This window comes from Nocardia nepalensis, assembly GCF_048910785.1.
Taxonomy (GTDB): Bacteria; Actinomycetota; Actinomycetes; order Mycobacteriales; family Mycobacteriaceae; genus Nocardia; species Nocardia nepalensis.
Genome location: NZ_JBKBET010000037.1, coordinates 283,942 through 310,263 on the forward strand (window position 1 = coordinate 283,942; position 26,322 = coordinate 310,263).

Below are 26,322 nucleotides of genomic sequence, written 5' to 3' on the forward strand. Positions count from 1 at the left end.
CGTGGATGGCAAGCACGCCAGGGCTCAGGATAGGAACGTCGCCGAGGTGACGGCGACGTCGGCGTAGCTGTAGTACCAACCGTTCCAGGTGTCGGCGACATTCACCTGGATCGCATGGCCACTCGCCGGACCATCGGTGATCTTCCACAGGCCATTGCCGTATCCGGTCGCCGTGCTGAGGCTGCCGTCCGACCATGCGAATGTGGCCGTACTGGTCGCGCCGGGCGCGTTCCACGGAATGGTCAGACCGAACTGTCCGGCGTCGATACCCGGAAGCAGCGAGCTGACGCACTCCCGCAGGGTGGCCTCACGCCGGATGTTCTGCCCAGCGCTGCCGGTGCCGGGTATCAACCGGCCGGTCATCAAGCTGCCCTGCCGACAGCCACCACTGCCCTCGCTCGGCGGGTAGGCCTGGCTCTGCGGCGCAACCAGCGCGGGTAGGGCACATAGAACCGCTGCCACCAGCACACTTCGACGAACAGACACGGCACTACCTCCCTGCGACGGGGACAGCAGACGCGGCCGGGCAGGCTCGACGCTGATGAACTCGAGGCGCTGCCGACTCGATCAGCAGTTTAGCGGTCTCGACACGTACTCGATCAGCTTCGAACCGTCCGATCGGCACGCATGCGCAACTAATGGTTGCACATCTGCAAATTGTGGGCTAGCTTGATACGCAACCAAACATTGCATATGGAGGTAATAATGGTAGACATCCTGCACAAGGTCGGCATCAAATCGTCGGTCGCCGAGGTCTATTCGGCCCTGACCACCACCGAGGGGCTTTCCGGCTGGTGGGCGACCAACACCCAGGGCAAAGGCAACGACGTCGGCGGTGTGCTCCAATTCCGCTTCGACGCCGGTGGATTCGATATGAAGGTGCTCGAGCTCGATCCCGGCAAGCATGTGCTGTGGGAAGTGGTCGACGGACCCGAAGAATGGATCGGCACCCGCGTGGACTGGGACCTCGATCAGGTCGACGACTACGCCGTCGTGCTCTTCAAGCATCAAGGCTGGAAGGAGCCGGTGGAATTCATGCACCACTGCAGCACCAAGTGGGCGGTCTTCCTGCTGAGCCTGAAGTCGCTGATCGAAACCGGTAAAGGCGCTCCGGATCCGCACGATGTCAAGATCGACAACTGGAACTGAGGTTCCGTTCGGGCGCTGATCGGTTGTCCGGCAGTGCATTTCGACCATAACGCCCGCCGCAACGCACTGACATACCGTTCACGGCCCGGCCGTTTCCTCAGCACGTGTGCCGATGTGCGGCGCAACGGTTGCGCGGGCGTCGGCGCCGTAGCGGAGTCCGTCGATGAGTAGATCGACCATGCGCTGGGCGTGGCCGGATCGGTCGTCGGCGGCGGGGAGGCACAGGTTGGCGACCGCGCGCAACAGGTCGTTGGGGTCGACATCGGCGCGGATCACACCGGCGGCCGCCGCGGAGTCCAGCAGCGATCCGAGGGCGGGCCGCAGGCGCTGGTCGAAGTAGACGGGCAGCGGGTCGAAGGCGGGGTCGCCCGAATGCAGGGCCGTGGCGAGCCCGCGTTTGGTCGCGATGAAGCGGGTGTAGTGCCGCAGCCAGCGCGTGAGCGCATCGCCGGGTTCGTGCTCGGCGGCCAGGGCGGGGGCGGCGTCGGCGCAGGCGTCGACCTCCTGCTGGAACACGGCCACGACCAGGTCGGAGCGCTGTGGGAAGTGCCGGTAGATGGTGCCGAGGCCGACTCCGGCCCGGGCGGCGATCTCGCGCACCGGGGCATCGACACCAGAGTCGGCGAATACGGCCTTGGCCGCGTCGAGCACCGCGTCGATATTGCGTTGCGCGTCGGCGCGCACCCGACGTGCCGGGCGGCTCGGCGTCGCCTTGGCCGTTGGCGTCCCGGATTCGGCCGGATCGTCGCCGTGCTCGATCGGTTTCTCGCCCACGCAGCTCCTCCTCTTGCATAACTGGAACAACGTTCCGTATAGTTCTGGAACGTTGTTCCGCTTCCTTGATGGTACGGCACCGAAGCCGTGCCGACCTGTACTCACCTCTGGGAGATCAGTTATGCAATACCGCACGCTGGGCCGGACCGGGATCAGAGTCAGCCCATATTGCCTTGGCGCCATGATGTTCGGGGCCGTCGGCAATCCGGACCACGACGATTCGATCCGGATCATCCACAAGGCCCTCGACGCCGGGATCAACTTCATCGACACCGCCGACATGTACTCGGGCGGCGAGTCCGAAGAGATCGTCGGCAAGGCGCTGAAGCGCCGCCGGGACAGCGTCGTGCTCGCCACCAAGGCCAGGCTTCCCATGGGAACCGACGACCCCAACCGGCAGGGCACCTCGCGGCGCTGGCTGGTGCGCGCACTCGACGAGTCGCTGCGCCGACTGCAGACCGATCACGTCGACCTGTTCCAGATCCACCGACCCGAGCCGGACACCGACATCGAAGAAACCCTGTCGGCCCTAACCGACCTGGTGCGCGCGGGCAAGGTCCGCGCCATCGGCACCTCCTCCTATCCCGCGTCCGACATCGTCGAGGCGCAGTGGGTCGCCGAACGGCGCGGCCTGCAGCGCGTGCGCACCGAGCAGCCGACGTACTCGATCCTCAATCGCGGCATCGAACGCGAGGTGCTGCCGGTCTGTCAGCGCTACGGGATGGGCACCCTTGTCTATAGCCCGCTGGGCGGTGGCCTGCTCACCGGCCGATACCGCAAGGGCCAGCAGACCGACAGTCACCGGGCCGGATTCGGCTTCGAACACCTGAGCGACGAGCGTCGACTCGACGTTGTCGAGCAACTAGTCCCGCTCGCCGAGAAGGCGGGTCTGTCGATGACTCACCTGGCGATGGCGTTCTCGATCGCCCACCCGGGCGTGACCTCGGCGATCATCGGACCGCGCACAATGGCACAGCTCGACGACCTGCTCGCCGGTGCCGAGGTCACCCTCGACGACGAAATCCTCGACCGGATCGACGAGATCGTCCCCGCCGGTACCGATGTCGGCATGCTCGACATGGCCTACAACCCACCTGCCGTCTCGACCGTTAGCCTGTGGCGCCGTCCAGCCGACGAGCGCGCCGCCGCCTGAGTCGCACGTCCGCCGCAGCTTGAGCAGCTCGCCGAGCGTAGTGATATGGCGGTCGAATGCAGCGTGGGCGACCACCATTCGACTGCGCTCGGCGGAGCTCAGCGGCGCTAGCTGTCGACGTGCATGTGCGGACGCTCGGCCGGATTCGGGACGGCTCGGCGAATGATCTCCCTGGTCACCGGGGCGACCTCACCCTCCCCCACGAACAGGAATTTCAGCAGGTTGACCAGCGGATTGCCTTCTGTCCATTCGAAATACACGTGCGGCTCCAGGCCGGTGCGGTCGCGGATGGCGAGCAGGATCGCGGCGATGGAGTTGGGAATGGCGGTGGCTTCGACGCTGAGGATTCGATAGCCCTCCAGCTCGAGACCCGTGACTCGCAGGTCGGTGCTGAAGTCGGAGGCGTCGCGAACGATGACCTCCAGGAACAGGATCGGGGCATCCGCGGGAATGTGGCTCTCCAGACGCTGGTCGGCCTCCTTCTCCCGGTACTCCTCGGGCCGACGCTGGTCGATGTCATGGGTGACGATGCGGATCATGCCCTCGGCCGCGGCCTTATCGATCATCGCGGCGGCGGTGTCGTCGAAAGTCACCTCGATGGCACGCAATTCGAAGGAGCGTCGGGCGCGGGAGGCGAAGGACACCGTGATGATCGTGAGGATGAACAGCGATGCCAGCTGCACGCCCTCGGGTCGTTCGAAGATATTGGCGATGGTTGTGTAGACGAAGACCGCCGATATCGCGCCGAAGCCGATCACCTTGTTGCGCTCGCCTTTTCGCGCCGCCGACAGGGTCACCGCGACCGCCGCGGAGGTGATGAGCACGAGCACACCGGTCGCATAGGCACCACCCTGCGCGTCGACGTCGGCGTCGAAGTACCAGGTGATACCGAAGGCGATGACCGCGAATACCAGCACCAGGGGCCGCACCGCGCGCGCCCATTCCGGCGCCATGCCGTACCGAGGTAGGTAGCGCGGCACCAGATTCAACAATCCGGCCATGGCCGACGCACCGGCGAACCAGAGGATCGCGATGGTGCTGATGTCGTAAGCGGTGCCGAATACGTCGCCGAGGTATTGGTGCGCCAGGTAGGCCAGCGCCCGACCGTTCGCGGATCCGCCGGTTTCGAACTCCTGCTCCGGAATCAGCACGACCGTGATGAAGCTGGTCACGATGAGGAAGGTGCTCATGATCAGGGCGGAGGTGGTCAGCAGCTTGCGCGCTCCGGCGATGCGGGTGACCGGATTCTCCTCGGAATCCCCTGGTGCGCCCTTGATTTGCGGCATTACGGCGACACCGGTCTCGAATCCGGACAACCCCAGCGCCAACTTCGGGAAGACCAACAGCGAGACGCCGATCATCGCCGCGACATTGCCGTGCTCGGCGGTCAGCGCATGCGTCCAATCCACGACCAGATCACCGGCGGTGAGTACGTGATACAAACCGACAACGGCGACAACAACATTCAGCGAAAGGTACACCCCGACCAGCGCGACCGCGATCTTGATGGCCTCGGCGAAGCCCTTGAGGAAGATCGCCGCGAGCAGCGCCAGCAGGGCCAGCGTGATGAGCAGATTGTGGTCGTGCAGAGACGAAGGGACATAAGGGTTTTCGACGATATGCGCGGCACCGTCGGCCGCCGAGAGCGTCATGGTGATGACGAAGTCGGTGGCCGCGAATCCCAGCAGCACCAGAATGAAGATCTTGCCGGTCCAGCGCGGCAGATGCTCGCTGAACATGGCCAGCGAACCGCCGCCGTGCGGGCTTTCCCGCGCCACCCGCCGATACACCGGCAGCGCGCCGAACAGGGTCAGTGCGACCAGCACCAGCGTGGCCAGCGGGGACAGTACACCGGCCGCGACCGCCGCGATGCCGGGCTGATAACCCAGGGTCGAGAAGTAATCGACACCGGTCAGGCACATCACCTGCCACCAGGACCGCTCGTGTTCGGCATCGCCCGGCTTGCGCATCGGACCCGCATGCTGGGAATACCGCTCGTCGGTCGCACCCTGCAATAGCCAGGATGCGAAGGGCGAGCGCGTTCGCTCCTCGGTTGTGGTCACTGCGTTTCCCCTGAGAGATTCGTCCGGTTGCGCCGGATTGTCTCCGACGCGCGCAAATCTACGGGAAACCTCCGCCGGACAACGCCCCCGGTCGGGTCCGGCGGGTCGGCACCCAGCGCCGCTGGACACTCATGACGCGCTCGATCAGGAGCAGGAGTCCGACCACGATCATCGCCGCTCCGGAGATTCGCGAGATCGTCCTCGACATGGTGGGCTTGGTCGACAGGATGGTTCGCGCGCCGAGGCCGACGAGTGTGTAGAAGACGCCGCGCTGCCGGGGGTGCAGCGGCTGAACTCCACGCTGGTGATGAAGCAGGTGGTCATCGACCGAGCGATCCCCACGTGATCACCATTCGGCGAAGGAACCGTCCTTTCGATGCCAGATCGGGTTGCGCCAGCGATGGCCCTGCTCGGCGGCGCGGGCGACCGCTTGCTCATCGATCTGGATGCCGAGGCCGGGGGCTTCGAGCAGTTCGACGTAACCGTCGCGGTAAGCGAAGACGGTGGGGTCGACGAGGTAATCGAGGAGATCGGAGCCGGTGTTGTAGTGGATGCCGAGGCTCTGTTCCTGAATGAGCAGGTTGGGGGTGGCGAAGCCGACCTGGAGACTGGCGGCGAGGGCAATGGGGCCGAGCGGGCAGTGCGGGGCCAGGGCGACGTCGCGGCTTTCGGCGAGTGCGGCGATGCGGCGGACCTCGGAGATACCGCCCGCATGCGACAGATCGGGTTGGACGACCGCGATGCCTTGATCGAGCACGGCGTTGAAATCCCAACGCGAATAAAGCCTTTCACCGGTCGCGATGGGAATGCTCGTCGCGCGGGTGATCTCGCCGATCTGAGCGCTGCACTCCGGGACGAGTGGTTCCTCGACGAAGAACGGCAGATACGGCTCGAGCAAGGGCAGCACTCGCCGCGCCATCGGAATGGACAGGCGGCCATGGAAATCGACGGCGATATCGAATTCGTCGCCGGTTGCCTCGCGCACGGCGGCCACCCGATCAACGATGCTCCGGGTGGCACGCGGAGTATCGATCAGCTCCAGCTCGGCCGAGCCGTTCATCTTGATCGCGGTGAAGCCCTGGGCTTTTCGTTCCAGCGCGGCCTGGGCGACATCGTCGGGACGGTCGCCGCCGATCCAGCTGTACACCCGGATCCGATCGCGGACCGCACCGCCGAGCAATTGCCAAACCGGTACGCCCAGCGCCTTTCCGGTGATATCCCACAGCGCCTGGTCGATGCCCGCGACCGCACTCGACAGGATCGGCCCGCCGCGATAGAAACCGCCCTTGGTGAGCACCTGCCAGTGCGCCTCGATGCTCATCGGGTCCTTGCCGATGAGATAGTCCGCCAATTCGTCGACCGCGGCGGCGACGGTGTGCGCGCGGCCCTCGAGTACCGGCTCGCCCCAGCCGGTGATGCCCGCATCGGTCTCGATCTTCAGGAAGCACCAGCGCGGCGCGACCAGGTAGGTGGTGAGTGCGGTGATTTTCACCGGGACTCCTTTCGCACACTCCAGCCGCCGTCGACGACCAGGTTGGCGCCGGTGATGAAGGAGGCGTCGTCGGAGGCGAGGAAGGCGACGGCGGCGGCGACCTCCTCGGGTGCGCCCATCCGGTCCAGGGCGGTGGCCTGGGCCGATAGCCGCCGACCCGCCTCGTCGACGTCATCCCATACGGGGGTGAGGATCGGGCCGGGCAGTACGGCATTGACCCGCACGCGGGCGCGTCCGTACTCGACGGCAAGTTGCCGGACCAATGCGGTCAGCCCGCCCTTCGCCGCGGCGTAGACCGGGTAGCCGGGCAGTCCGAATTGTGCGTGCACGCTGGAGATGGCGACCACATTGCCGCGGCGGTCGCGCAGATCGTCGATGAAGGTGTGCAGACCGAGGAACAGCGGCGTCAGGTTGACCGCGAGGCCGTCGTCCCAAGCCTGGCGGGTCAGCTCGTGTGCGGGGATGGTGGCCTGGTGGGATGCGTTGCTGCACAGGAAGTCCAGCGGTCCGAACAGTTCGTTGACCCGGCGACGCAGTTCGATCCAGGATTGCTCCAAAGATACGTCGCACCAGACGAATTCGGCCCGATGGCCCGCGGCGCGGATCTTCGAGGCGACCTCGCGCCCGGCCGATTCGGCGATATCGGCGATGACGACCGCGGCACCATCGGCGGCGAGCCGGTGGGCGGTGGCCGCACCGATGCCGGATGCGGCCCCGGTGACGACCGCGACCCGGTCTGCCAGACGACTCATGCTCTATCCCTTCATCGATTGATGTCGGCGCCGGTGATCAGGCCGAGTTCGTGCCGGAACGGCAGACCCGCCCAGTCACCGGGTACGGATACGGCGAACGCGCCGCAGGTGGCGGCCATTTGCAGGCTGTGTGTTGCGGACCCGTTGTCGAGCACTCCGGCGAGGTAGCCCGCGACGAACGCATCGCCCGCTCCGACCGGGTCGACGCTGCTGACGTCCAGCGCGGGCTGTCGGATCAGCTCGCCATTGTGCAGTGCGAGTGCGCCGTCGGATCCGAGTTTGATCACGACTTGCGAAGGGCCCAGTGCGGCAAGAGATTCGGCCATCTCGGCAGGGGGTGCGGCCGGTACCAGGATGGCCGCTTCGTCCGTACCGGCGAAGACGATATCGGCGCGGGACGCGAGCTTCGAAAGTTCCACGGCCGCATCGGATTCCGACCACAGCGCGCGGCGGTAGTTGATATCGAGGGAGATGGTCCGCCCGGCATCGACGGCGGCGTCGAGGGCCGTGTGGACGGCGTCGCGGGCGGATGGGCTCAGAGCCGGGGTGATGCCGGTGAGATGCAGGACCCGTGCGGCGGCTATCTGAGTGGGGTCGATATCGGCTGGCGACAGTCGCGAACCTGCGAAACCCTTGCGGTAGTAGGTGACTCGCATGTGGTCGGCGGTGCGCCGCTCGCGCAGCATCAGCCCGCTCGGCAGTTCCGGATCGATACGGCAGCGCGAGATGTCGACCTGTTCGGCGCGGAGTCGATCGAGCACCATGGTGCCGATGGCGTCGGCACCGACGCTACCCACCCACGAGCTTTCGTGGCCGAGCCGGCGCACGCCGATAGCGACGGTTGCTTCCGCGCCCGCGAAATCCATGCGCAGTGCGGCACCGGGAGCCAACGGACCCGGTTCGGTGGTGGCGACGACACCGAGTGCTTCGCCGAGAGTCACCAATCCGCCCATCATCGCAGCGACTTTCGCGCGTTCGGAACCCCGATGAGTGCGATCGGATCCTGCGAATCAGACCTCATAGCAACGCCTTCCGCACCGCGGACGCGCGCTCACGCAGCGCATCCAGATCACCGCCGGTGCACGCATCACCTACGAGCGGCGAGCCCATGCCGAGTGCTCTGGCGCCCGCATCCAAATACGCTCTGACATCCGCGAGCCCGATGCCGCCGGTCGGCACCAGCGGGATCTCGTTCAGCGGGCCCCGAATCGCCTTCAGATAGCCGGGACCGCCGACCGATGCCGGAAAGACCTTGACCATCGTTGCGCCCGCCTGCCACGCACTGTGGATCTCGGTCGGTGTGAACGCGCCGCAGATCACCGGGACACTCATGCGGCGGCCCTCCGCGATCACCTCGGGGCATACGGCCGGCGTGATCAGGTACGCCGCACCCGCATCGACGGCTCGCGCGGCATCGAGGGCGGTCAGAACCGTGCCCGCGCCGACCCGGTGGGCGAAGCCGGAGCAGTCGCGCAATGCGTCCAGTGCGCCGGGACTGTTCAGCGTGAACTCCACCGCCGTGATGCCCGCCTCGTGCAGAGTGGCGGTCACCTCGGCGAACCTGGCGGCCGTTGGGGCGCGCAGAATCGCGATCACCGGCGGATCCAAGGTCAGGCCGTGTTCTGTCGTCATGGGTGGCTCACAAACCTCGCGTCGGAGTAGGTATTCGTCGGGAGTCCGGTCACACCGGGCCTACAGGTGAACAAGCAACCAGCACCGGGCGCGGCGGAACCTTCTGCGGCAGTGGTGATTACGAGGACGTCGAGATCGGGACCGGCGAAGGTACAGCTGGACACCTGCGCCGGGCCGACGTCGATGACCGCATGCGGTCGGCCCGATGGGTCGAATGCGCGGACCTGTCCGGCGCCCCACACCGCGACCCAGACGAAACCCCGCGCGTCTACGGTCAATCCATCGGGCAGACCGTCCGGGAATTGCGCGAAGGTGCGGCCATTGCCGAAAGTGCCGGTGGCCGAGTCGTAGTCGAAGGCCTCGACCCGATGAGTCGGGCTGTCGGCGTAGTACAGGGTGGTGCCGTCCGGGCTCCAGCCGAGACCGTTGGAGATCGTCACCTGCTGACGCACGGTACGCAGCGTCCCGTCGGGGTCGAGTCGATAAAGTGCCGCGCTGCCGGTGATTTCGTCCTCGGACATGGTGCCCGCGAACAGCCGACCCCAAGGATCGGCCTTGGCATCGTTCATGCGTCGCCGCACCCCGTCGTCGGGCAGCGACAGCCCGGCGACCTCGGTGCACGTGCCGTCATCAGCGATATGCAGGAAGGTCTCGACGGCGGTGGCGATCAGCCCGCCCGATGCGCACGGCACCACCGCGCTGACCCGCTTGCCCACCGCCACCGTCGACCGCTGTTCGAGATCGCCGTCGCGCAGTGCCGCGCGGTGGATGCGCCCGGCCGCAATGTCCACCCACAGCACCTCATCGGTGCGGTCATCCCAGACCGGTCCTTCACACAGCCTGCCCGGCCGCGGCGAGCACCGCTCGGCCTTCAGTTCGATCATCATCGGCTCCTGGCGAGTCTAGGTCGGCAGTCCGACCGCACGTTCCCCACTGCGCCGCTGCTGAATAACGACCGCGGCCACCAACAACGAACCCTGAGCGACGTTCTGCCAGAACGTATTCACGCCCACCACGTTCAACCCGTTGTCCAGGGCACCGAGCAGCACGACCGCAAGCAGCGTGCCGCCGATGGTGCCCTTGCCGCCCTTCAACGCACATCCGCCCAGCGCCGCCGCGGTGATCGCCTTCAGCTCGAGCCCTTCACTACCCGACACCGGCTGTCCCGAGCCGGTCCGCGCGGTCAGGATGATCCCGGCGATCGCCGCCACCGCCCCGGCGAGCACGAACACCGCGATCAGGTACTTGTTGATATTGATTCCGGAAAGCCTTGCGGCCGTGTCATTTCCGCCGATGGCATAGATATTGCGGCCGATATCGGTGTATTTGAGCAGCACATGCATGCCGATCGCGACCACCGCGAGAATGACCACCGGCACCGGCAGACCGAGGATCTTGCCGCGCGCGATGAAGATGAACACATCGTTGCCCAGCACGAAACCCTGTGCCTTACCACCGGATATCAACTGCGCGACGCCCTTGAACGCGGCCAGTGTGGCCAGCGTGGCGATCACCGGATTGACCCGGCCGTAGACGATGATCAGCCCGTTGATCGACCCGAGCACCAGCCCGACACCGATCGCGGCCAGAATGCCCAGGAAGGCATTGTCGGCGGTCGCGGTGAACGCCATCGCACTGATCACCGACGCGACACCGGCCTGCGAGCCGACCGAGATATCGAGCGCGCCACAGATGATCACCACGGTCTGTACCACGGCCAGCAGGCCGAAAACCGTTACCGCTTCACCGATTCCGGCCAGATTCGCCGGATCGAGATAGCCGTCGTTGAGCCAGGCGAAGATCGCGACGACCACGGCGAGCGCGCCGATCAGACTGAGATTGCCGGTGCCGATCGCCTGCACCACACGCCGCGGCGTGAGCGAGGCCGCGCCGCGCGCGAGCAACGACGGCGGTGCGGCGACCGCGGTCTCCACGGGGAGTGAGAGTTGTTGGTCTGTCATGGGTTTCCTCGAGATGTATGCGACAGGTCTGCGGCCATGGCCAGCGCGAGAATCGCCTCTTCGCTGGCCTCGCTGCGGTCCAGCTCGCCGGTGACCCGGCCGTGCTGCATGACGACGATCCGATCGGCCAGGCCGAGCACTTCGGGTAGCTCCGAGGAGATCACCAGCACCGCGACACCGGATTCGGCCAGTTCCTCGATGATGTGGTAGATCTCGATCTTCGCGCCGACATCGACACCGCGGGTGGGCTCGTCCAGGATCAGCACCTTGGGTTTGCGGGCCAGCCAGCGGGCCAACACCACCTTCTGCTGATTGCCGCCGGAGAGCTTGCGCACTTCCTGCTCGATCGAAGGCGTTCGCACCCTGAGGGATTCGACGTATTGGCGGGCCAGCCGCCGTTCCGCGCCGCGCCGGACGAACCGCAGTCGCCGCAGCCGGTCGAGCATGGCGAGCGAAATATTGTCGCGCACACCGCGATGCAGCAGCAGCGCCTGCGCCTTACGCTCCTCCGGCGCGTAGCCCAACCCGGCCCGCACCGCATCCCGCGGCTGACGCAGGCGCAGCTTCTTACCGTCCACCCGCACCTCACCCGAGCGGATCGGCAGGTCACCGGCCAGCGCACCGGCCAGTTCCGAGCGGCCCGCGCCGACCAGTCCGGCCAGCGCGACCACCTCACCTGCGCGCACCCGCAGGCTCACCTCCCGCACGTCGTCGGTGGTGACCGCGTCCGCGTCGAGCACGACCCGCCCCGGCGTATTGTGCTTGCGCGCGAACAACGTCGATAGATCCCGGCCGACCATCATCCGGACGATCTCGCGATCGGTGGTCTCGTCGGTCGCGCGTTCGCCGACGAGCGCGCCATCGCGCAGTACCGCGACCCGGTCGGCCAGCCGGAAGATCTCGCGCATCCGGTGCGACACATAGATGACCGCGAGTCCCTGCTCGCGCAACCGACCGATCAGCGCGAACAGCGATTCGGTCTCATGGTCCGACAGCGACGAGGTCGGCTCGTCGAATGCGATCACCTTGGCATCGGTGGTCAGCGCTCGCATGATCTCCACCAATTGCCGTTGTGCGGCAGTAAGTTTCGAACCGAGCGCGCCGGGATCGAGATCGCGGTCGAAGCCGAGCCGAGCGAGGTCGGTGCGCATGCGCGCACGCAGAGCCGCCCGGTCGAGCAGGCGGCCCGCGCGCCGCGGCAGCGATCCCAGGTAGACGTTCTCGGCGACGGAGACATGCGGCACGATCTCCGGCTCCTGGCCGATCACCCGGATCCCGGCCGCCCGCGCGGCGGCCGGGGTGGCCAACTCGAGTCGCACGCCATCCAGCTCGAGGTGGCCACCGTCCGGGCGGTGATCGCCACCGAGGATGCGGATCAGGGTGGATTTCCCCGCCCCGTTCTCACCCATCAGCGCGGTCACCGCACCAGCGGGAAAATCCAGGCTCACCTCGCGCAGGGCCGGCACCCCGGCGAAGTTCTTGCTCAGCCCGGACACCCGCAGTCCGGTCAGCTGCATGTGACGCCCGCCTGCTGCCAGTTGGTCGAGTCGACCATCTTGGTCGGCGCGTACGCCTCGGGCGGCATCTGCTTGCCGTTCTTAAGGTAGTCGTAGATCGTCTGAACCGACAGTGCGCCAACGTCTTTGCCATTGATGAACAGTGCCGCCTTGAAGCCGGTCGGCTTGCCGCCGCGCCATTCCTTGCAGGCCAGGTAGGCGCCGAGGCCGACGCCGAGCACGTTATCGGCGGAGTATCCGGCATTCTGGATCGCCGCGACGCCGCCGCTGACGTTCTCGTCGTTGCAGCCCATGACGATCCAGTTCTTCACCGACCGGTTGCCCGACACCGTTGCCGAGATCTTGTTCTGCGCATCCGACGGGGTGTTGTCGGTACCGACCTCGATCACCTTGACGTCGACACCGGCGGCCTCCTTGAAGGCCTTCTGATTGGCCTTGACCCGGTCGGTGCAGACGGTCACGTCCTGTTTCCAGGCGTCGATGATCGCCGTCTCCTCCGCCTTCCATCCGGCCTTCTTGAAGTCCTGGCCGGCGCGGGTGCCGACCTCGGTGCCCATCTGGGTGCCGCTGAAGCCGACCCGGGGCACGAGATTGTCCTTGGCGCAGGACGATGGATCCGGACCATTCGTGCAGACCTGGTCGTCGGAGGTCAGCAGTGCGACGCCGCCGGCCTTCGCGAGCTGGGCGACCTGCGGGCCGACCGACGGATCGGGCACGACCACGATTACGCCGCTGGCCTTCTGGTTGACCGCGTTCTGCACCTCGGTGACCGCCTTGTTCGCGTCATTGCCGAGGTTCACCACCTTCAGGTCGACGCCCAACTCCTTGGCCTTGGCCTTGGCGCCCTCGGCCTCGCCGATGAAGTACTCCTGATCGCCCTGCTTCTGGGCGTAAACCAGGCTGATCGGGCCGCTGGTGTGTTGCGGCCCGGTCCCCTGCGAGCTGTCGTCCTTGCCGGATGAGCAGGCCGACGCGGCTAGTGCGAGCGACACCCCGCAGAAAACGGCTCTGGTCCAACGGCTTTGGTGGGTCCAGGACATGGGGTGCTCCTTGTGTGATCTGCCGCGCACTCGGCGTCTGGTGGTGACCTGGGTTACAGTAGGACTTCGGATAACTGTTGTAAATACTGTTGTCAGAATCGCTCGGGTAGCGTCTGCGAATATCAATCGGAAGGAGATGGCCCGACCGTGTACCAGCTGACCGCACGCGATATCCGACGGCGGAATCGGTTCTACGTACTGCAGGCGGTCTACGCCGCCGAGGGCCACACCAGCCGTCAGGAGATCGCCCGCGCCACCGGACTCTCGTTCGCGACGGTGGGCAATATGATCGCCGAGCTGCTCGATGTCGGCGTGCTCGCCGAACTCGGCTACGACGCGCCGGGCATCGGGCGGCCGCGGGCCCAGCTCGCGATCAATCCGGCGCGCGGCACGCTCGTCGGGGTCGATATCGCCGAAACCAGCATCCATTTCGACCTTTTCGACCTGGCCATGTCGGTGTTGCGGTCGGTGGAGATTCCGGTGGATCCCGCGGCCACGCAGCCCGATGACGTGACCGAACTGATCATTCGCGGTATCAGCGAGCTGACCGCCGAGGATGCCGAGCGGGTGCTCGGCGTCGGACTGAGTGTGCCGGGCCTGGTCGAGCCCGAGGGCGGTGTGTCGGTGTTCTCGCCGTACTGGCACTGGCACGACGTGTCGTTGAAATCCCTGCTGCAACCGCGCGTGCCGCATCCGCTGTATCTCGACAATCCGCTGAAAGCCAGTACGGCAGCGCATCTCTGGTTCGGCGCCGGACGCGATGTGGACGATCTGATCGTCGTCACGCTGCGGGCCGGTGTCGGCATCGGCGTCGTCATCGACGGCACGCTCTACCGCGGCGTCACCAATAGCGCGGGCGAATGGGGCCACACCAACCTCGTCCTCGACGGGCGCGAATGCCGATGCGGACGCCGCGGCTGCGTCGAGGCGTATGTGAGCGCACGCGGCATCGTGCAGACCCTGCGCGAACTCGCCCCATCCAGCCCACTGCTCGCGGCCGACGACGCCGCCACCATCGCGGCCATAGCCGCCAGCGACGACCCCATCGCTGTCGAGGTCATCGAAAAGACCGGCACCTACCTGGGTGTCGCGGTAGCCAACCTGGTCAATCTCTTCAACCCCCGCACCATGGTCTTCGGCGACCTCGTCGCGAATGTCCTCGGCGAACGCCTCCTCGAAGTAACCCGCCGAGTGGCCGCCCACCACGCCATGTCCGACCCCTACGCCGCCGTAACCCTGCAACTCTGCGCGCTCCCGCACAACCCCTCCAGCCTCGGCGCCGCCACCTTCGCCCTGGAAGGCTTCCTGGCCGACCGCGAAACCTTCGGCTCCATAGCCGCCCGCCGCGCCATCCGCTCTACGACATAGCTCGATCCACCGGCGCGGCGACGTCCCCAACCGCGCGTCTATCGCGCGTCACGTGGCCGTGCTGTCACAAGGATCGGGTCTGCGCCAACAAGCAGGTTCCTACGAGCCCGGCATGTTCGCCGGCCGACATCGCGTCGGGCCATCTGTCCCGAGCGTTCGGATGTTGTGTTGCGCGCCATGCTGTTCGGCATGATCACGCCATTACCCGCCGCAACCACTGCGGACTAGGTCGCGCCCCTGGCCCGACACATCTGGGCCGACCAGAGGGCGCCGCCGACAGCCCCCGGGTATCGCTGCTGTGGGGACAGGAAAAACCCCGCCCGGGGTAAGGATTCGGGCGAGGTCGGGTGTCCCCCAACGAACGCCGTTGGGTTCTTCTTCGACAGCGTCGGAATGTGGTTGCGCGCGAGCATCGCTCGCGACGACCGAATCGTTCGAGGGTCGGTGCGCGATCGCCGAAGCTATTCTTTGAGCCTGGCCTACCGCTGAGGAGGGCATGGTGGCCAAGGTCTTCATCAGTCATGCCAGCCTCGACCGGGAGTGGGCGGGCCGGATACGCGGGTGGCTGGTGGCCGACGGGCACGAAGTCTTCCTAGATCGGGATCCGGACGGCCTGGTACTCGGCGAGGAGTGGGAGCAGCGGCTCTACGAACGGCTGCGGTGGGCCGATGCGGTCGTCTGCGTCGTGAGCACCGACTATCTGAAATCGGTCTGGTGCTTCGCCGAGATCGGGATAGCGAAGACCACCGGCAGCAGATTGCTGCCGATCCGGGTTACCAAGGACGCGAAACATCCACTGCTGAAGGCGATCCAGCAGGCCGACGCCAGCACCGATCCGATGCTCGCGCGGGCGAGTCTGGCCACGTCGTTGCGCGCCGTCGACGCGGGCGGCGGACTCGGCTGGCCCGATGACCGCTCGCCGTATCCGGGACTGCTGGCCTTCGACACCGATCAGCATCGCGTGTTCTTCGGGCGCCGCCGGGAAGCCGTGGAGATCGCCGAGCTGCTGCGGACACCGGCCGCCCGAATGGGGCGCTCGCTGCTGCTGGTCGTCGGGCCGTCGGGATGCGGGAAGTCCTCGCTCGTGCGGGCCGGTGTCATCCCACTCATCGCCGACGAACCGTACTGGCTGCTACTGGATCCGATCGCGCCCGGCACCGATCCGGTCGGTGCGCTGGTCCGGTCACTGGTGGTCGCCGGTCGGCGGGCCGGTCTGGACTGGCTGCCGTCGGGGGTGCGAGATCGGCTGGCCGCGGACGGACTCGGCACCCTCGCCGAGGACATCCTGCTCGCCACCGATCCGAACACACAGCGCAAACTGCTCGTGGTGATCGATCAGTTCGAGGAGCTGCTCGGCCGCACCACGCCGGAGAATCGTACGCAGTTCATCGAGTTGCTCGCACCCGCCGTCGGTCAGCAAGTTCAGGTGCTGGCCACACTACGGCTGGAGTTCCTGGATCAGACCGTGATGGATCCGGCGCTGTCGCGGCTGGCCACCCGCTCATATCCGTTGCTGCCCTTGCGAAGAGAGGCACTGCGCGACGTCATCGCCGAACCTGCCCGGGTAGCCGGGATCGGCGTCGATAACGACCTGGTCGCCGAACTGCTCGCCGACACCGACAGTGGTGCAGCGCTCCCGCTGCTCGCCTTCGCACTCGAGCAACTTGCCGACGGACTGCACCGGGGTGCGGTGCTTTCGCATCAGCGCTACCGCGAAACCGGCGGTGTGCGAGGCGCTTTGGTCAGGCAAGCCGACCTCGCGCTCGACGAAGCGCGCACCGCGACCGGCCGGTCGACCGACGAAATCATCACCATGCTGCTGCGGCTGGTCACCGTTGACGAGCGGGGTCTGCCGACCCGGGATCGGATACCGCGCGACGAACTGTCCGCCGAGGCCACCGCCGCCTTCGACGCGTTCATCGCCCATCGCCTGCTCACGACAGATCGGGAGAACGACCGAATCGTCATCTCGGTGGCACACGAGGCGTTCCTGCAGAACTGGGTGCCGCTGCAAGCCGCCATCGGGGAGCAAGTGAGCGCATTGCGCGCGCGTCGTGCCGTCGAGCACGGCGCGGCGGAATGGGATGACGACGAACGCTCGGTCAAGCGGCTGTGGGAAGGCGGGCGCCTCGACGCGGCGATGTCGGACACCGGGTCGAGATTGCGGCTGATGGCGAAACCACGCTGGCACGGTTGGTCGCCGAGATTGCGGCGGATGGTCGCTGAACGCGTCGAAATCAGTTCCCGCGCACTGGAATTTCTGGAGCAGAGCTATCGGCGGGATCGGTTCCGGCGCCGCCGGGCTACAGTCGTACTGTCCATGCTGTTGGTCGCCGCGTTGGTCGCCGCCGGTGTTGCCATCGTCCAGCAGCGTGCGGCCGTCCAGCAGCAGCACACGGCGGTCGCGCGACAGTTGCTGGCGCAGGCGGACAAACTACTCGATGTCGATCCGCGCAGTGCGATACGACTCGGATTGGCGGCCGACAATATTCACCCGAGTGACGAGACTCGGCACTGGCTGGTGAACAGCCTTTCCACAACGCGGTATATGGCGGCGCTGGACGGCCCGGCGGAAGAGGTGTCCCGGATAGCGTTCTCGCCGGACGAACGACTGCTCGCCGTAGTGCACAACGAGGGAACTCTTGTGTTATGGAACTTGGCGGATCCGGCGGGCCCACGCCGGATGGGTGAACCGATACGAGGCGCGAGTCACCTTGCAGGCCTGGCCTTTACATCGGACAGCAGAAGATTGCTGGCCGGTGCGGGCGCGGATGACGGCGTAGTCGGTGCGAGCAAGCTGGCGGGCCTGCTCGAGGTGGAGCTCGACGACCTACTGCATCCGCGTATCAGCAGGTATGCCATACCGGATCTCGGGGAGGATGCGCACCTGATATTCGGGCCGGGTGCCGCGCTTGCCGTTACCACCGGTACGCAGCAGCCGTTTCAGCTGTGGGATCTGACCGACCTCGGGCGGCTACGTCGAGTCGGCGCGTTGTCGGCTCCCGGTGACGTGTCGGAGTCCGTGGCATTCGCACCGGACGGGCGCTTGCTTGCCGTCGGCAGGTCCGGGGTGATCGCCCTGTGGGATGTGTCCGTGCCTGCCCAGCCCCGTCGAGTCGGCGAACTCGGCACGGAGAGACCGGGATTCCCTGACCGGTTGGCATTCGCCGCAGACGGGCGCACATTGGCGGTCGACAAATGGACTGAAGGAGTTGTGCGGTGGGACATTTCGGATCCCACCCGGCCACGGCAGATCGGCAGCGCCATTGTCGACGACAGCTGGGGCTATGACCTCGTTGCGTTCTCGCTACAGGAGTCGATTCTCGTCACGGCCCCGCAGAACGCCAACCAGGTGATCCTGTACGACTCGACGGATCCAGCGAAGCCCAGCTACATAGCGACGCTGACCGGCCAGCCGAGTCCCGCGACCACCCTCGCATCCTCGGCTGGACTGATTGCCGTCGGAGGCGCGGACGGCCGCACCACGCTGTGGACAACCGGACTGCGCGCCCAGCTGCGGTTGCGAACGCCGCCGCTCGTGGGAAGCATCGACAAGGTGGTCGCGCCGTGCGGCATTGCGACCGACAGCGATATCGTCGCCGTCGGTGGAAACAATGGGAATGTCGATCTGTGGGATATCTCGGCGCAGCGCGCTCCGGTCCGAACCGCGACGTGGAACACCGAGCACATCGACCTAACGAACAACCTCAGAATCTCATGCCTCGCCTTGTCTCCGGACGCAAGGACATTGGCCACCGGAAGTCCGGATCGCACTGTGTCGCTGTGGGACATCAGCGATCGCCAGCACCCCCGGCGGCTGGGACAACCGCTGACCGGCCTGGATGGGGCAGTGCGCGCCATCGCCTTCGCGCCGGACGGAAAACGCCTGGCGGTGGGCAGTGAGCGGAATACCCTGGTATGGGAGATCACAACACCGAGTGCACCGCGCCGGCTCGGGCGGGGACTATATGACGAGACTGTCCAGGGCCTGGCATTTGCCGACGACAACCGCCTGCTGGCCTTTTCGATCACAGGCAAAGAGCTGAGACTCTGGGACATCTCCGACACCGATGCCCCCGAGCAGATGGGCCGTGTGCCCGTCGGCTTCTTTGGGAGCGCCGCATACTCCGCCGCCGTCGATGTCCTGGTCACGGTTGCCGATAACGAGACCGGACAGCTCTGGGACGTACGGGATCTCGCGCATCCGCGACGGGTTGGCGACACGCTGCGCCCGAGGGTCTCGAAATTCACCGCGACATTCGACCCGACCGGAGGTCTGCTCGCAGCGTTAGGGCAAGACCTGGAAGGACAGATCGTCCTGTGGGATATCACCGATCGCGACCATCCTATCCAGATCGGTGAGCGAGTCGACACCGATTCCGATGCGGTGTACGCGGCACAATTCAGCACTGACTCGCACCGCCTCGTCGCCGGATACGACTCTGGCGTGGTAAGGATCTGGGATCTGGGCCCACTGAACGATCTGCGCTCACGACCCGCTGAAACCGCTTGCGCCACTGTAGGATCCGGCCTCGACGAGGCAGGGTGGGGACAGTATGTCCAGGAGATTCCGTATCGCCGGACTTGCCGGTGAGATCGTGGTCAACGCCGCGGCAGTCGCAGCACCCGACTACCCTCGCTATCAGTGATCAGGATGTTGTCGTCCGGGTCGACCGCGATGCCTGCGATCTCACCGAGATCGGTGAACGGCAATCGGGTCGGCGTCGTCGAGGCGGCCGGGATCGTCCACAACCTGCCTTCGGAGGTCCAAGGACGGTCTGTGTCGCCCGGATTGTCATGCGTGATGTTGTCCGCCAGCAACAGATTTCCGCGATGGTCGAAGGCTATCGCGGCGATGCTCCGCAGATCGGGCACCGTCGTTTCGACGAATGCGGTCGTTCCCGTCCGGAGGATGAGAAGTCGGTCACCCGAGCCCACACCACTGGCCGTAACGACCAGATCGCCGTTGTCGGACATTGCAATCGGTGCGCCGAGATGCTCGACGGTCAAAACCACGACCTGACTGTCCGACCCCGTGGAGAGTTTCACAACGCGGGAATTGTCCGGGTCGGTGACGAATACGGAACCGGTGCGGTCGACCGCCACCCCGGCGGCAATCGACCGCACGGTAGCCGCCGGATCCTGCACGCCGAGCCCGGTGAACGGCAGTACGGACGACGCTGTATCGGGGCCCACCCGAAACACCCGCCCATTGGTGTAGTCGCCGACGAATAAATCGCCCGTGGGGCCGACCGCGACACCGTATGTGTGTGACAGGCCAGGGATATTCACACGTTCCGGCGTGAATCGCCCGGCGGGCAATTTCTGAATGTGCTCGTACTCGGCTACGTATACGTCGCCGTTTTTCGAAACGGCTATCCCGGCCGGACTGAACACCGGCATCGGCAGGTCGACCTGCACCTCCCACCCGGCGAGCGCGGGGCCGCTCTGATGCGGTCGTGGCCATAGTCCCCATACCGCGGCAACGACTACGACCGCGACGGCCACCAATACGCCCACTGCCCACCATCTTGTCGGCCGCCGCCTCATGCGCTGATTATCGACCTATCGGGCCGTGCGTGACCAGCATCGCCAGCCGAATCCCCGCCCACCCCAGCCCCATTCGATCCAGAATCGCCCAGCGCAACTCATTCGCGGCGCGTCGCACTCCGTTGCGCCGCCGCCACACACTGGACATGTGATCACGTGGAACTGGTGGCGGCACTCTCTCGGCCGATGCCGCCACCAGTTCCACCTGATCAGTCGACCAATTGGGGGGGGGTTAGAGGTTGGTGGTTTTGTGTAGTAGGTCGGAGAGTTTGTCGAAGTCGGCGTCTATGAATGGGCCCGGGCGGCCGAGTACGATGTGGTCGATGCCGACCTCGGCGAAGCGGGCGAATGAATCTGCCTGCTCCGCAATGGATTTATCGGGGTACCAGTACGCGACCATGGTTTTCTCGATGTCCTCGTATGGTCGGCCGACTGCTTCGCAATGTTCTTGCAGGACGGCGAGTTTGGCTGCCACGGTGTCGACGGATGCACCGAAGAGATTGCAGGCGTCTGCGTACTGCGCGACCAGCCGCAGTGTCTTGCGTTCGCCCTGGCCGCCGATGATAATCGGCGGGTGGGGGCGGGTCAGCGAATTGGGTACGTTTAGCGGGCGTTCGAGCGTGTAGTGCTTTCCGTGGAACGGCTTTTCGGAACCATCCCACATCTGCTTCGCGATACGCAGGGTCTCCTCTAGTCGTTCGTACCGCTCGGAGGTCGGCGGAAAGAACAGGCCCAGGCCCGCGGATTCATCGGCATTCCAGGCCGCGCCGATGCCGAGCCAGGCGCGGCCACCGGAGAGCACGTCGAGGGTCGTAACGCTCTTGACCAGCAGGCCCGGATCCCGGTAGCTGACGGCGGTGACCAACGCGCCGAAGCGAATTCGTTCGGTCCGGGCCGCGATAAACCCGAGCGTGGCGTATGCCTCGAGCATGTCGTTCTCCGCCGGGCCGTTCGGGCCGATCTGGAACAGGTGATCCATGACGAATACCGAGTCGAGCCCGATCTGATCGGCGGCGCGCACGATCCGGTCGACCCGCGGTCCGATCGCGCCCGGCGAATCCGGCCAGGTGAAGTCGGCAAGGGAAATACTCAGTCGCATAACCCGAGCGTGGCACGACCGGCACACGCCGGGGAGGCACCGTCGGTCCTAGGACACCTGCGGCAGTGGCGGCGATTCAGGGAAGACCACTGGTAGCGCGGCCAGTGCCCGGTGGAACGGCCCCGGTCGCCAGGCCAGTTCGGCCGGCGGCACCGCAAGGCGGATCTCGGGCAGCGCGTCGAGCAGTTGATCGATGGCGTCCTGCGCGATCAGATACGCCATCGAACTGGCGGGGCACACATGCGGCCCGGCGCCCCAGGCCAGATGCGAGCGGTTGCCCGCGTATTGGTTCGCGGTGATCGCCGGATCGGTATTGCAGGCGGCGATGCTGATGACGACCGGCTGGTGCGCGGGTAGCCAGACGTCATCGATCAGGATGGGCTGGCGCGGAAAACTGATGCAGAAGTTGGCCATCGGCGGATCGTTGAACAACACCTCGTCGAGCGCGTCCCTGGTGGACAGGGTCCCGCCGAGCACACTGCCGCCGAAGCGCTCGTCGGTCAGGATCAACAGCAGAGTGTTGACGATCAGATTCTGCTGCGGCTCGATCCCCGCGCCGTACAGCGTCCCCAGCTGGTGCACCATCTCGGTATCGCTCAGCCCCGCCGGATGCCGCAGCATCCGCGTGGTGACATCGTCGCCAGGCTCGACGCGCTTGAGCTGGGTCAACTCCAGCATCGCGCCGACGAGCAGCTGGTTCCCGTGGTCGGCGTCGACGCCCTCGAAGATCGCGGCCATTCCGGTCGCGGCCTTCTGCGCGATCTCGGCCGGACAGCCGAGTACGGCGTTCAAAACCGCGAAGGCGAGCGGAAACGCGTACTGGCGCACCAGATCCGCGGATCCGTCGGCACAGAACGAATTGATCAGCGGTACCGCGAGCTTGGCCACCGTATCGTGCAGGCCGTACTGATCGACCTTGTCCAGACCGGCGGTATTGGTCTGCCGATACCTGGCATGCTCGTCACCGGCATTGCGCAGGGCATTCGGCCGCCACTGCATCATCGGCAACACCGGACAGTCGGCCGGCACGCTCTTCTGCCAAGTGCGCGGATCCGCCGGAAAATGGTCCGGATCGTTGAAAATCCGCACCGCCGTGTAATACCCCACCACCAATGTCGCGGGCACCCCCGGCGCCAAGTCCACCGGCACCAAGGCCCCGTACCGCTCCCGCATCTCCCGATACGCTCCGTGCGGATCCGCCGCGAACTCCGGCGTATACAGCGAAACCCGCGGCCCATCCGTATCGATCGGCGAGGTGAGTGGGGCGCGACCGGATCGGCTGTGTGCTGGTAACGGCATCGTCATCGAGAAGACTCCAGGTGATCGAACATACAAGCTCCGTGAGCCTAAGCACCCGCCCGACCACGTGCACATCGAACGCGAAAACCCCTGGGCCGCCGCCCAGTTGATCCGCGGATCTTCCGATACGCAGGAGTGGCCGATGGGCGCGGGCGGGGTTTCGAGTAGTCGTTTACTCGCGAAACCGGAGCGGCGGCCGCGCATACTAATTCGGCGGGCTCGGATATCAGAATTATTCAGAAACAGGGGCGGATATGTCCGAAGAATTCACGCTGCCACCACCCGGAATAGGCCGAGTGGAGATCATGAACCTGGGGCCGGTCATAGACCCGAAGTTCACCGACGCGCGGGACTGGAGCGAATTCCTCCCGCAGATCGAGAAAACTCCGGTGCAGTTCGACGAACACGATATGCGAGCCTTCGACGACGCCGCCGCGGCGGCACCCGAAATCGCCCTCGCCGCAACGGATGTCGGCGAACTGCTGAACGGCAAACGCTATGCGGTGCTCAGCGTCGGGACACGGGCGCTGGCGGACGACTCCGAGCATTCGGTCGTCGTGATCTACAACTACTCCGACGATACGGTCGTCGAAGCCATCACCGACACCACCGAGCGCAACGTCGTATCGGTCACCACCTCCACCACCTCCCAGCCGCCGGTCTCCGCGGCCGAGGAGCAGCGCGCGATCGAGTTGGCCCGGCAGGTCGGTCTCCTGGCCGACAACGGAATTGATGTCGACACCGGCGCGGGTCTGATTGTCGAGGAGGTCGATTCCCGCAGCCCACGGTATGGCCATCGGCTGGTGGACCTGCGGTTCGGACCGGCCGACCGGCGCCTGCCCACCGCCTTCGCCATTGTCGATCTCAGCGCCGAGGAGATCGTCGAATCCGGCCTCGTCCCGAGGGAACGATCATGAGCGCATCAGGAACGGTGAGTTGGCCCCCGGAAGCTCCGGTCTGGAGATTCAATTGGGAAATCATCGACGGCAATAGTGAGGCCATCGCCTTCCGCGATGTCTTCTATCGCGGAATAAAGGTGTTGCACAAGGCGAGTCTGCCGATGATCCGCGTCCAATACGACAGCGGCGACGGTCCGTACAAGGACGCGTTGAGCGCGGGGAATATGCGGCGACCGGTCGCGGTGTACGAGGGATCACCCGCGCCGAATTTCCGATTCCTGGTGGTGGAGAGCTATCACACCATCGGCCGGTATCGCTTGCTCAACCGGTGGATATTCCGCAGCGACGGCATCATCCTGCCGCAGTTGTACAGCGCGGGGCTCCAGCATCCCGCCAACCACCGGCATCACGTGTACTGGCGCTTCGATTTCGATATCGATGGACTCGCGAATAATCTCGCCCTCCAGCACGCGCTGACCAGCCAGAACTGGGGCTACGGTCCGGGTTGGATCCCACGAACGGTGGAACTGTCCACCATCCATATCGGCGACAACCGCTGGGCGGTGTTGAAGAAGGGCACCAACCGGGGCTATCTGATCGATAAGGGACCATTCGACGGCGCCAGCGACTGGTTCTCCAGAATGGACGTGGCGATCACCCTCTACCACGGACCGGAAGACCTTCGCGGGGCACTCGGCACCTCGAACGACGACCAGCTGTGGCAGCACGTCAACGGCGAGAACGTGGACGGGCAGGACGTCGTCATGTGGTACGTCGCGCATCTACGGCACGAGGCGCACGACGGCGGCGACGAATGGCATGTCTGCGGTCCGATCCTCCAGTCCTTCGGCTACTGAGAATCCGATCGTTGCATGGCGGCCATTACCGGAGCCGAGCCGTGCCATCGGTGGTGCTCGGCCCCGGCGGGGTCGGCGGTCCGGATCCTCTGATCAGGCGAGCAGCGCGTGGGTGGTGGTGTAGCCGAACAGAGTTGCCGCGAGGCCGGTCAGGACGCTGGCGGTGACGTTGAGGGCGGCGTAGAGATAGGCGCGTTGTTCGGTCAGGCGGATGGTTTCGTAGCTGAAGGTGCTGTAGGTGGTGAGCGCACCGCAGAGACCGGTGCCCAGTAGCGCGAACAGCGGGGTCGGCAGGGCGGTGCCGGCGCCGGTGAGCGCGCCGAGGAGCAGGCAGCCGATGATGTTGACTGTGAATGTGCCCCAAGGGAATAGGCTGTCGTGGCGGGTCTGCACGGCGCGGTCGGTGAGATAGCGCAGGGGTGCGCCGACTGCCGCGCCGAGGATGACGAACAGGGCGGTCATGCCGAGGTCGCCTCCTGTCGATGGCGGATTCGGTATTCGTAGGCGGCTCGGGTGAGGCGTACCGCGGTCAGCGTCGCCAGCAAGGCGCACAACAGCGTTCCGGCCAGGTACCCGAACGCGATGCCAATGGTGTTGGGCTGCAATAGGTTTCGAGTTTCGCCCAGGTAGGTGGAGAAGGTGGTGAACCCACCGAGAACGCCGACGCCGAGAAAGGGGCGCAGCAGGTGGTGGGCGACCCAGATGTCGGTGATGGCGACCATCAGGATGCCGATAAGGAAGCAGCCGGTCACGTTGGTGATGAAGGTTGCCCAGGGGAAGCCAGCGGGGTGCGTTGGTAAGAGCCGTGCGAGTTCGTAGCGGGCGAAGGCGCCGAGACTACCGCCAGCGGCGATAACGACCAGGACCGCGCCATGGGTGCGCAGAAGTTCGCGGCGTTGTCCTGCCGCGTGCAGGTCGATATCGGAATCGACCGGCTCGGCGAATGCCGGTTCGTCGGTTGTCCGCAGCTCACCGGTCACACACGTCTCCTACTCGAACCACCCCACACGGGGTGCTGGCCGGGTAGGGACTGTTGGCGATCGGTTCCGCGGTTGTTCCGGACTGGTCCGGAAGCGGCGAGCCCCACCGCCGCATCCGCTATAGATTAGCCATCGAGACACTGGTCCCGCGCCTACCGCCGGGGAATGTGTGCGGGATCACCAGCGGTTCTACCGCGCGACCTGCTGCTCGCCCGCGACATAACGGATGACCTCGACCTCGTCGATGATGATCATGCCCTCGCCGACGAGCTCATCGAGTTGCGGCAGAAAGTCCCGGATGCGTTGTTCGTCGTCGACAATGATGATCGCCACCGGCAGATCCTCCGACAACGACAGAATCCGGCTGGTATGGATCCGCGAGGCCGCCCCGAACCCCTCCACACCATGGAACACCGAGGCGCCCGCCAGCCCCGCCCGATGGGCGCGATGCACGATCTCGTGCGACAGCGGTTTGTGATGCCACTGGTCACTGTCACCGATGAAGATCGTCACCCGCAGCGCTTTACCCGCCAGCCGCATGCGGCTCAGCTCTTTCCCTGAATCGGCACCCCTCCAGTGTGCGCCCTCGACATCCGATTCGGTGCGTGCGAACCGCCGAACGCCGCATCGGTCCAGGTCGATGGCGTGGCGCGGGATCGGCTCACCGTCGGCACGGGACCAAGCGATGTACGTCTTCTGCAACCACGCTACGAAGGCACATCGCTCACCAATCGACG

The 26,322-nt window shown here is 65.8% G+C and carries 24 protein-coding genes; 6 read left to right on the forward strand and 18 right to left on the reverse strand.

Annotation, left to right across the window (positions count from 1 at the left end):
- Positions 1 to 24: 24 nt before the first annotated feature.
- Positions 25 to 486, reverse strand: coding sequence for a hypothetical protein (locus ACHQ4I_RS32935; RefSeq protein WP_420775782.1), 462 nt, complete (start codon positions 484 to 486; stop codon positions 25 to 27).
- A 219-nt stretch (positions 487 to 705) separates the two neighbouring features.
- On the opposite strand from ACHQ4I_RS32935, the gene ACHQ4I_RS32940 reads away from it, so the two are divergent.
- Positions 706 to 1,149: an SRPBCC family protein gene (locus tag ACHQ4I_RS32940; RefSeq protein ID WP_420775783.1), complete on the forward strand. Its 444-nt coding sequence runs from the start codon at positions 706 to 708 to the stop codon at positions 1,147 to 1,149.
- 78 nt (positions 1,150 to 1,227) lie between these two features.
- Here ACHQ4I_RS32940 and ACHQ4I_RS32945 read toward each other — a convergent pair whose 3' ends face one another.
- Complete coding sequence (locus tag ACHQ4I_RS32945) at positions 1,228 to 1,923, reverse strand: TetR/AcrR family transcriptional regulator (protein ID WP_420775784.1); 696 nt, start codon at positions 1,921 to 1,923, stop codon at positions 1,228 to 1,230.
- A gap of 121 nt (positions 1,924 to 2,044) precedes the next feature.
- Here ACHQ4I_RS32945 and ACHQ4I_RS32950 point away from each other — a divergent pair, with 121 nt between their 5' ends.
- Positions 2,045 to 3,076, forward strand: coding sequence for an aldo/keto reductase (locus ACHQ4I_RS32950; RefSeq protein ID WP_420775785.1), 1,032 nt, complete (start codon positions 2,045 to 2,047; stop codon positions 3,074 to 3,076).
- Between the two features lie 107 nt (positions 3,077 to 3,183).
- Here the strand turns inward: ACHQ4I_RS32950 and ACHQ4I_RS32955 are convergent, their stop codons facing one another.
- From ACHQ4I_RS32955 to ACHQ4I_RS33000, 10 genes are all read right to left on the reverse strand, one after another.
- On the reverse strand, positions 3,184 to 5,046 hold the full coding sequence (locus tag ACHQ4I_RS32955) for an APC family permease (RefSeq protein ID WP_420776074.1): 1,863 nt from the start codon (positions 5,044 to 5,046) through the stop codon (positions 3,184 to 3,186).
- 151 nt (positions 5,047 to 5,197) lie between these two features.
- Positions 5,198 to 5,347: a hypothetical protein gene (locus ACHQ4I_RS32960; RefSeq protein WP_420775786.1), complete on the reverse strand. Its 150-nt coding sequence runs from the start codon at positions 5,345 to 5,347 to the stop codon at positions 5,198 to 5,200.
- Positions 5,348 to 5,485: 138 nt separating this feature from the next.
- Positions 5,486 to 6,631 carry a galactonate dehydratase gene (gene dgoD, locus ACHQ4I_RS32965; RefSeq protein WP_420775787.1) on the reverse strand — a complete coding sequence of 382 codons (1,146 nt, stop codon included), beginning with the start codon at positions 6,629 to 6,631 and terminating at the stop codon, positions 5,486 to 5,488.
- Positions 6,628 to 7,383 (reverse strand): SDR family NAD(P)-dependent oxidoreductase, encoded by a 756-nt coding sequence (locus ACHQ4I_RS32970; RefSeq protein ID WP_420775788.1) that lies wholly within the window; start codon positions 7,381 to 7,383, stop codon positions 6,628 to 6,630. The genes dgoD and ACHQ4I_RS32970 overlap by 4 nt, the downstream gene beginning before the upstream one ends.
- Positions 7,384 to 7,394: 11 nt before the next feature.
- A complete protein-coding gene (locus ACHQ4I_RS32975; protein ID WP_420775789.1) occupies positions 7,395 to 8,339 on the reverse strand; it encodes a sugar kinase in 945 nt (314 codons plus the stop codon).
- Between the two features lie 61 nt (positions 8,340 to 8,400).
- Entirely contained in the window at positions 8,401 to 9,015 is a 615-nt protein-coding gene (locus ACHQ4I_RS32980; RefSeq protein WP_420775790.1) for a bifunctional 4-hydroxy-2-oxoglutarate aldolase/2-dehydro-3-deoxy-phosphogluconate aldolase, read from the reverse strand.
- Positions 9,012 to 9,899, reverse strand: a complete 888-nt coding sequence (locus ACHQ4I_RS32985; RefSeq protein WP_420775791.1) for an SMP-30/gluconolactonase/LRE family protein — start codon at positions 9,897 to 9,899, stop codon at positions 9,012 to 9,014. Before ACHQ4I_RS32985 ends, ACHQ4I_RS32980 begins: the two co-directional genes overlap by 4 nt.
- Positions 9,900 to 9,917: 18 nt before the next feature.
- Complete coding sequence (locus tag ACHQ4I_RS32990) at positions 9,918 to 10,976, reverse strand: ABC transporter permease (protein WP_420775792.1); 1,059 nt, start codon at positions 10,974 to 10,976, stop codon at positions 9,918 to 9,920.
- On the reverse strand, positions 10,973 to 12,493 hold the full coding sequence (locus ACHQ4I_RS32995) for a sugar ABC transporter ATP-binding protein (RefSeq protein ID WP_420775793.1): 1,521 nt from the start codon (positions 12,491 to 12,493) through the stop codon (positions 10,973 to 10,975). Before ACHQ4I_RS32995 ends, ACHQ4I_RS32990 begins: the two co-directional genes overlap by 4 nt.
- Positions 12,484 to 13,533 carry a substrate-binding domain-containing protein gene (locus tag ACHQ4I_RS33000; RefSeq protein WP_420775794.1) on the reverse strand — a complete coding sequence of 350 codons (1,050 nt, stop codon included), beginning with the start codon at positions 13,531 to 13,533 and terminating at the stop codon, positions 12,484 to 12,486. The genes ACHQ4I_RS32995 and ACHQ4I_RS33000 overlap by 10 nt, the downstream gene beginning before the upstream one ends.
- A 147-nt stretch (positions 13,534 to 13,680) precedes the next feature.
- On the opposite strand from ACHQ4I_RS33000, the gene ACHQ4I_RS33005 reads away from it, so the two are divergent.
- A complete protein-coding gene (locus ACHQ4I_RS33005) occupies positions 13,681 to 14,901 on the forward strand; it encodes an ROK family protein (RefSeq protein ID WP_420775795.1) in 1,221 nt (406 codons plus the stop codon).
- A 499-nt stretch (positions 14,902 to 15,400) separates the two neighbouring features.
- Positions 15,401 to 19,495, forward strand: coding sequence for an nSTAND1 domain-containing NTPase (locus ACHQ4I_RS33010; protein WP_420775796.1), 4,095 nt, complete (start codon positions 15,401 to 15,403; stop codon positions 19,493 to 19,495).
- Positions 19,496 to 19,503: 8 nt separating this feature from the next.
- Here ACHQ4I_RS33010 and ACHQ4I_RS33015 read toward each other — a convergent pair whose 3' ends face one another.
- The 3 genes from ACHQ4I_RS33015 to ACHQ4I_RS33025 form a co-directional block, all read right to left on the reverse strand.
- The gene (locus tag ACHQ4I_RS33015) at positions 19,504 to 20,421 is read right to left on the reverse strand and encodes an NHL repeat-containing protein (RefSeq protein WP_420775797.1); all 918 of its coding nucleotides are present in this window, start codon (positions 20,419 to 20,421) and stop codon (positions 19,504 to 19,506) included.
- Positions 20,422 to 20,683: 262 nt separating this feature from the next.
- Entirely contained in the window at positions 20,684 to 21,550 is an 867-nt protein-coding gene (locus tag ACHQ4I_RS33020) for an LLM class F420-dependent oxidoreductase (RefSeq protein ID WP_420775798.1), read from the reverse strand.
- A 48-nt stretch (positions 21,551 to 21,598) separates the two neighbouring features.
- Positions 21,599 to 22,855 carry a cytochrome P450 gene (locus ACHQ4I_RS33025; protein ID WP_420775799.1) on the reverse strand — a complete coding sequence of 419 codons (1,257 nt, stop codon included), beginning with the start codon at positions 22,853 to 22,855 and terminating at the stop codon, positions 21,599 to 21,601.
- Between the two features lie 248 nt (positions 22,856 to 23,103).
- Here ACHQ4I_RS33025 and ACHQ4I_RS33030 point away from each other — a divergent pair, with 248 nt between their 5' ends.
- Entirely contained in the window at positions 23,104 to 23,766 is a 663-nt protein-coding gene (locus tag ACHQ4I_RS33030; RefSeq protein ID WP_420775800.1) for a hypothetical protein, read from the forward strand.
- Complete coding sequence (locus ACHQ4I_RS33035; RefSeq protein WP_420775801.1) at positions 23,763 to 24,605, forward strand: hypothetical protein; 843 nt, start codon at positions 23,763 to 23,765, stop codon at positions 24,603 to 24,605. Before ACHQ4I_RS33030 ends, ACHQ4I_RS33035 begins: the two co-directional genes overlap by 4 nt.
- Positions 24,606 to 24,698: 93 nt before the next feature.
- Here ACHQ4I_RS33035 and crcB read toward each other — a convergent pair whose 3' ends face one another.
- The 3 genes from crcB to ACHQ4I_RS33050 all read right to left on the reverse strand — a co-directional run bounded on the left by crcB (position 24,699) and on the right by ACHQ4I_RS33050 (position 26,287).
- On the reverse strand, positions 24,699 to 25,067 hold the full coding sequence (crcB, locus tag ACHQ4I_RS33040) for a fluoride efflux transporter CrcB (protein ID WP_420775802.1): 369 nt from the start codon (positions 25,065 to 25,067) through the stop codon (positions 24,699 to 24,701).
- Positions 25,064 to 25,585, reverse strand: coding sequence for a fluoride efflux transporter FluC (locus ACHQ4I_RS33045; RefSeq protein WP_420775803.1), 522 nt, complete (start codon positions 25,583 to 25,585; stop codon positions 25,064 to 25,066). The genes crcB and ACHQ4I_RS33045 overlap by 4 nt, the downstream gene beginning before the upstream one ends.
- A gap of 189 nt (positions 25,586 to 25,774) precedes the next feature.
- On the reverse strand, positions 25,775 to 26,287 hold the full coding sequence (locus tag ACHQ4I_RS33050) for a DUF190 domain-containing protein (RefSeq protein ID WP_420775804.1): 513 nt from the start codon (positions 26,285 to 26,287) through the stop codon (positions 25,775 to 25,777).
- Positions 26,288 to 26,322: the final 35 nt, after the last annotated feature.

What these genes read in the sequence shown, in the direction of transcription:
- ACHQ4I_RS32985 (WP_420775791.1), bottom strand. Translation starts at nt 9,899, where the DNA reads ATGATCGAACTGAAGGCCGAGCGGTGCTCGCCGCGGCCGGGCAGGCTG.
- ACHQ4I_RS33020 (WP_420775798.1), bottom strand. Translation starts at nt 21,550, where the DNA reads ATGCGACTGAGTATTTCCCTTGCCGACTTCACCTGGCCGGATTCGCCG.
- ACHQ4I_RS33035 (WP_420775801.1), top strand. Translation starts at nt 23,763, where the DNA reads ATGAGCGCATCAGGAACGGTGAGTTGGCCCCCGGAAGCTCCGGTCTGG.
- ACHQ4I_RS32940 (WP_420775783.1), top strand. Translation starts at nt 706, where the DNA reads ATGGTAGACATCCTGCACAAGGTCGGCATCAAATCGTCGGTCGCCGAG.
- ACHQ4I_RS32960 (WP_420775786.1), bottom strand. Translation starts at nt 5,347, where the DNA reads ATGTCGAGGACGATCTCGCGAATCTCCGGAGCGGCGATGATCGTGGTC.
- ACHQ4I_RS32995 (WP_420775793.1), bottom strand. Translation starts at nt 12,493, where the DNA reads ATGCAGCTGACCGGACTGCGGGTGTCCGGGCTGAGCAAGAACTTCGCC.
- ACHQ4I_RS32980 (WP_420775790.1), bottom strand. Translation starts at nt 9,015, where the DNA reads ATGACGACAGAACACGGCCTGACCTTGGATCCGCCGGTGATCGCGATT.
- ACHQ4I_RS33025 (WP_420775799.1), bottom strand. Translation starts at nt 22,855, where the DNA reads ATGACGATGCCGTTACCAGCACACAGCCGATCCGGTCGCGCCCCACTC.
- ACHQ4I_RS33000 (WP_420775794.1), bottom strand. Translation starts at nt 13,533, where the DNA reads ATGTCCTGGACCCACCAAAGCCGTTGGACCAGAGCCGTTTTCTGCGGG.
- ACHQ4I_RS32975 (WP_420775789.1), bottom strand. Translation starts at nt 8,339, where the DNA reads ATGATGGGCGGATTGGTGACTCTCGGCGAAGCACTCGGTGTCGTCGCC.
- ACHQ4I_RS32990 (WP_420775792.1), bottom strand. Translation starts at nt 10,976, where the DNA reads ATGACAGACCAACAACTCTCACTCCCCGTGGAGACCGCGGTCGCCGCA.
- ACHQ4I_RS32955 (WP_420776074.1), bottom strand. Translation starts at nt 5,046, where the DNA reads ATGCGCAAGCCGGGCGATGCCGAACACGAGCGGTCCTGGTGGCAGGTG.
- ACHQ4I_RS32950 (WP_420775785.1), top strand. Translation starts at nt 2,045, where the DNA reads ATGCAATACCGCACGCTGGGCCGGACCGGGATCAGAGTCAGCCCATAT.
- ACHQ4I_RS32970 (WP_420775788.1), bottom strand. Translation starts at nt 7,383, where the DNA reads ATGAGTCGTCTGGCAGACCGGGTCGCGGTCGTCACCGGGGCCGCATCC.
- crcB (WP_420775802.1), bottom strand. Translation starts at nt 25,067, where the DNA reads ATGACCGCCCTGTTCGTCATCCTCGGCGCGGCAGTCGGCGCACCCCTG.
- ACHQ4I_RS33030 (WP_420775800.1), top strand. Translation starts at nt 23,104, where the DNA reads ATGTCCGAAGAATTCACGCTGCCACCACCCGGAATAGGCCGAGTGGAG.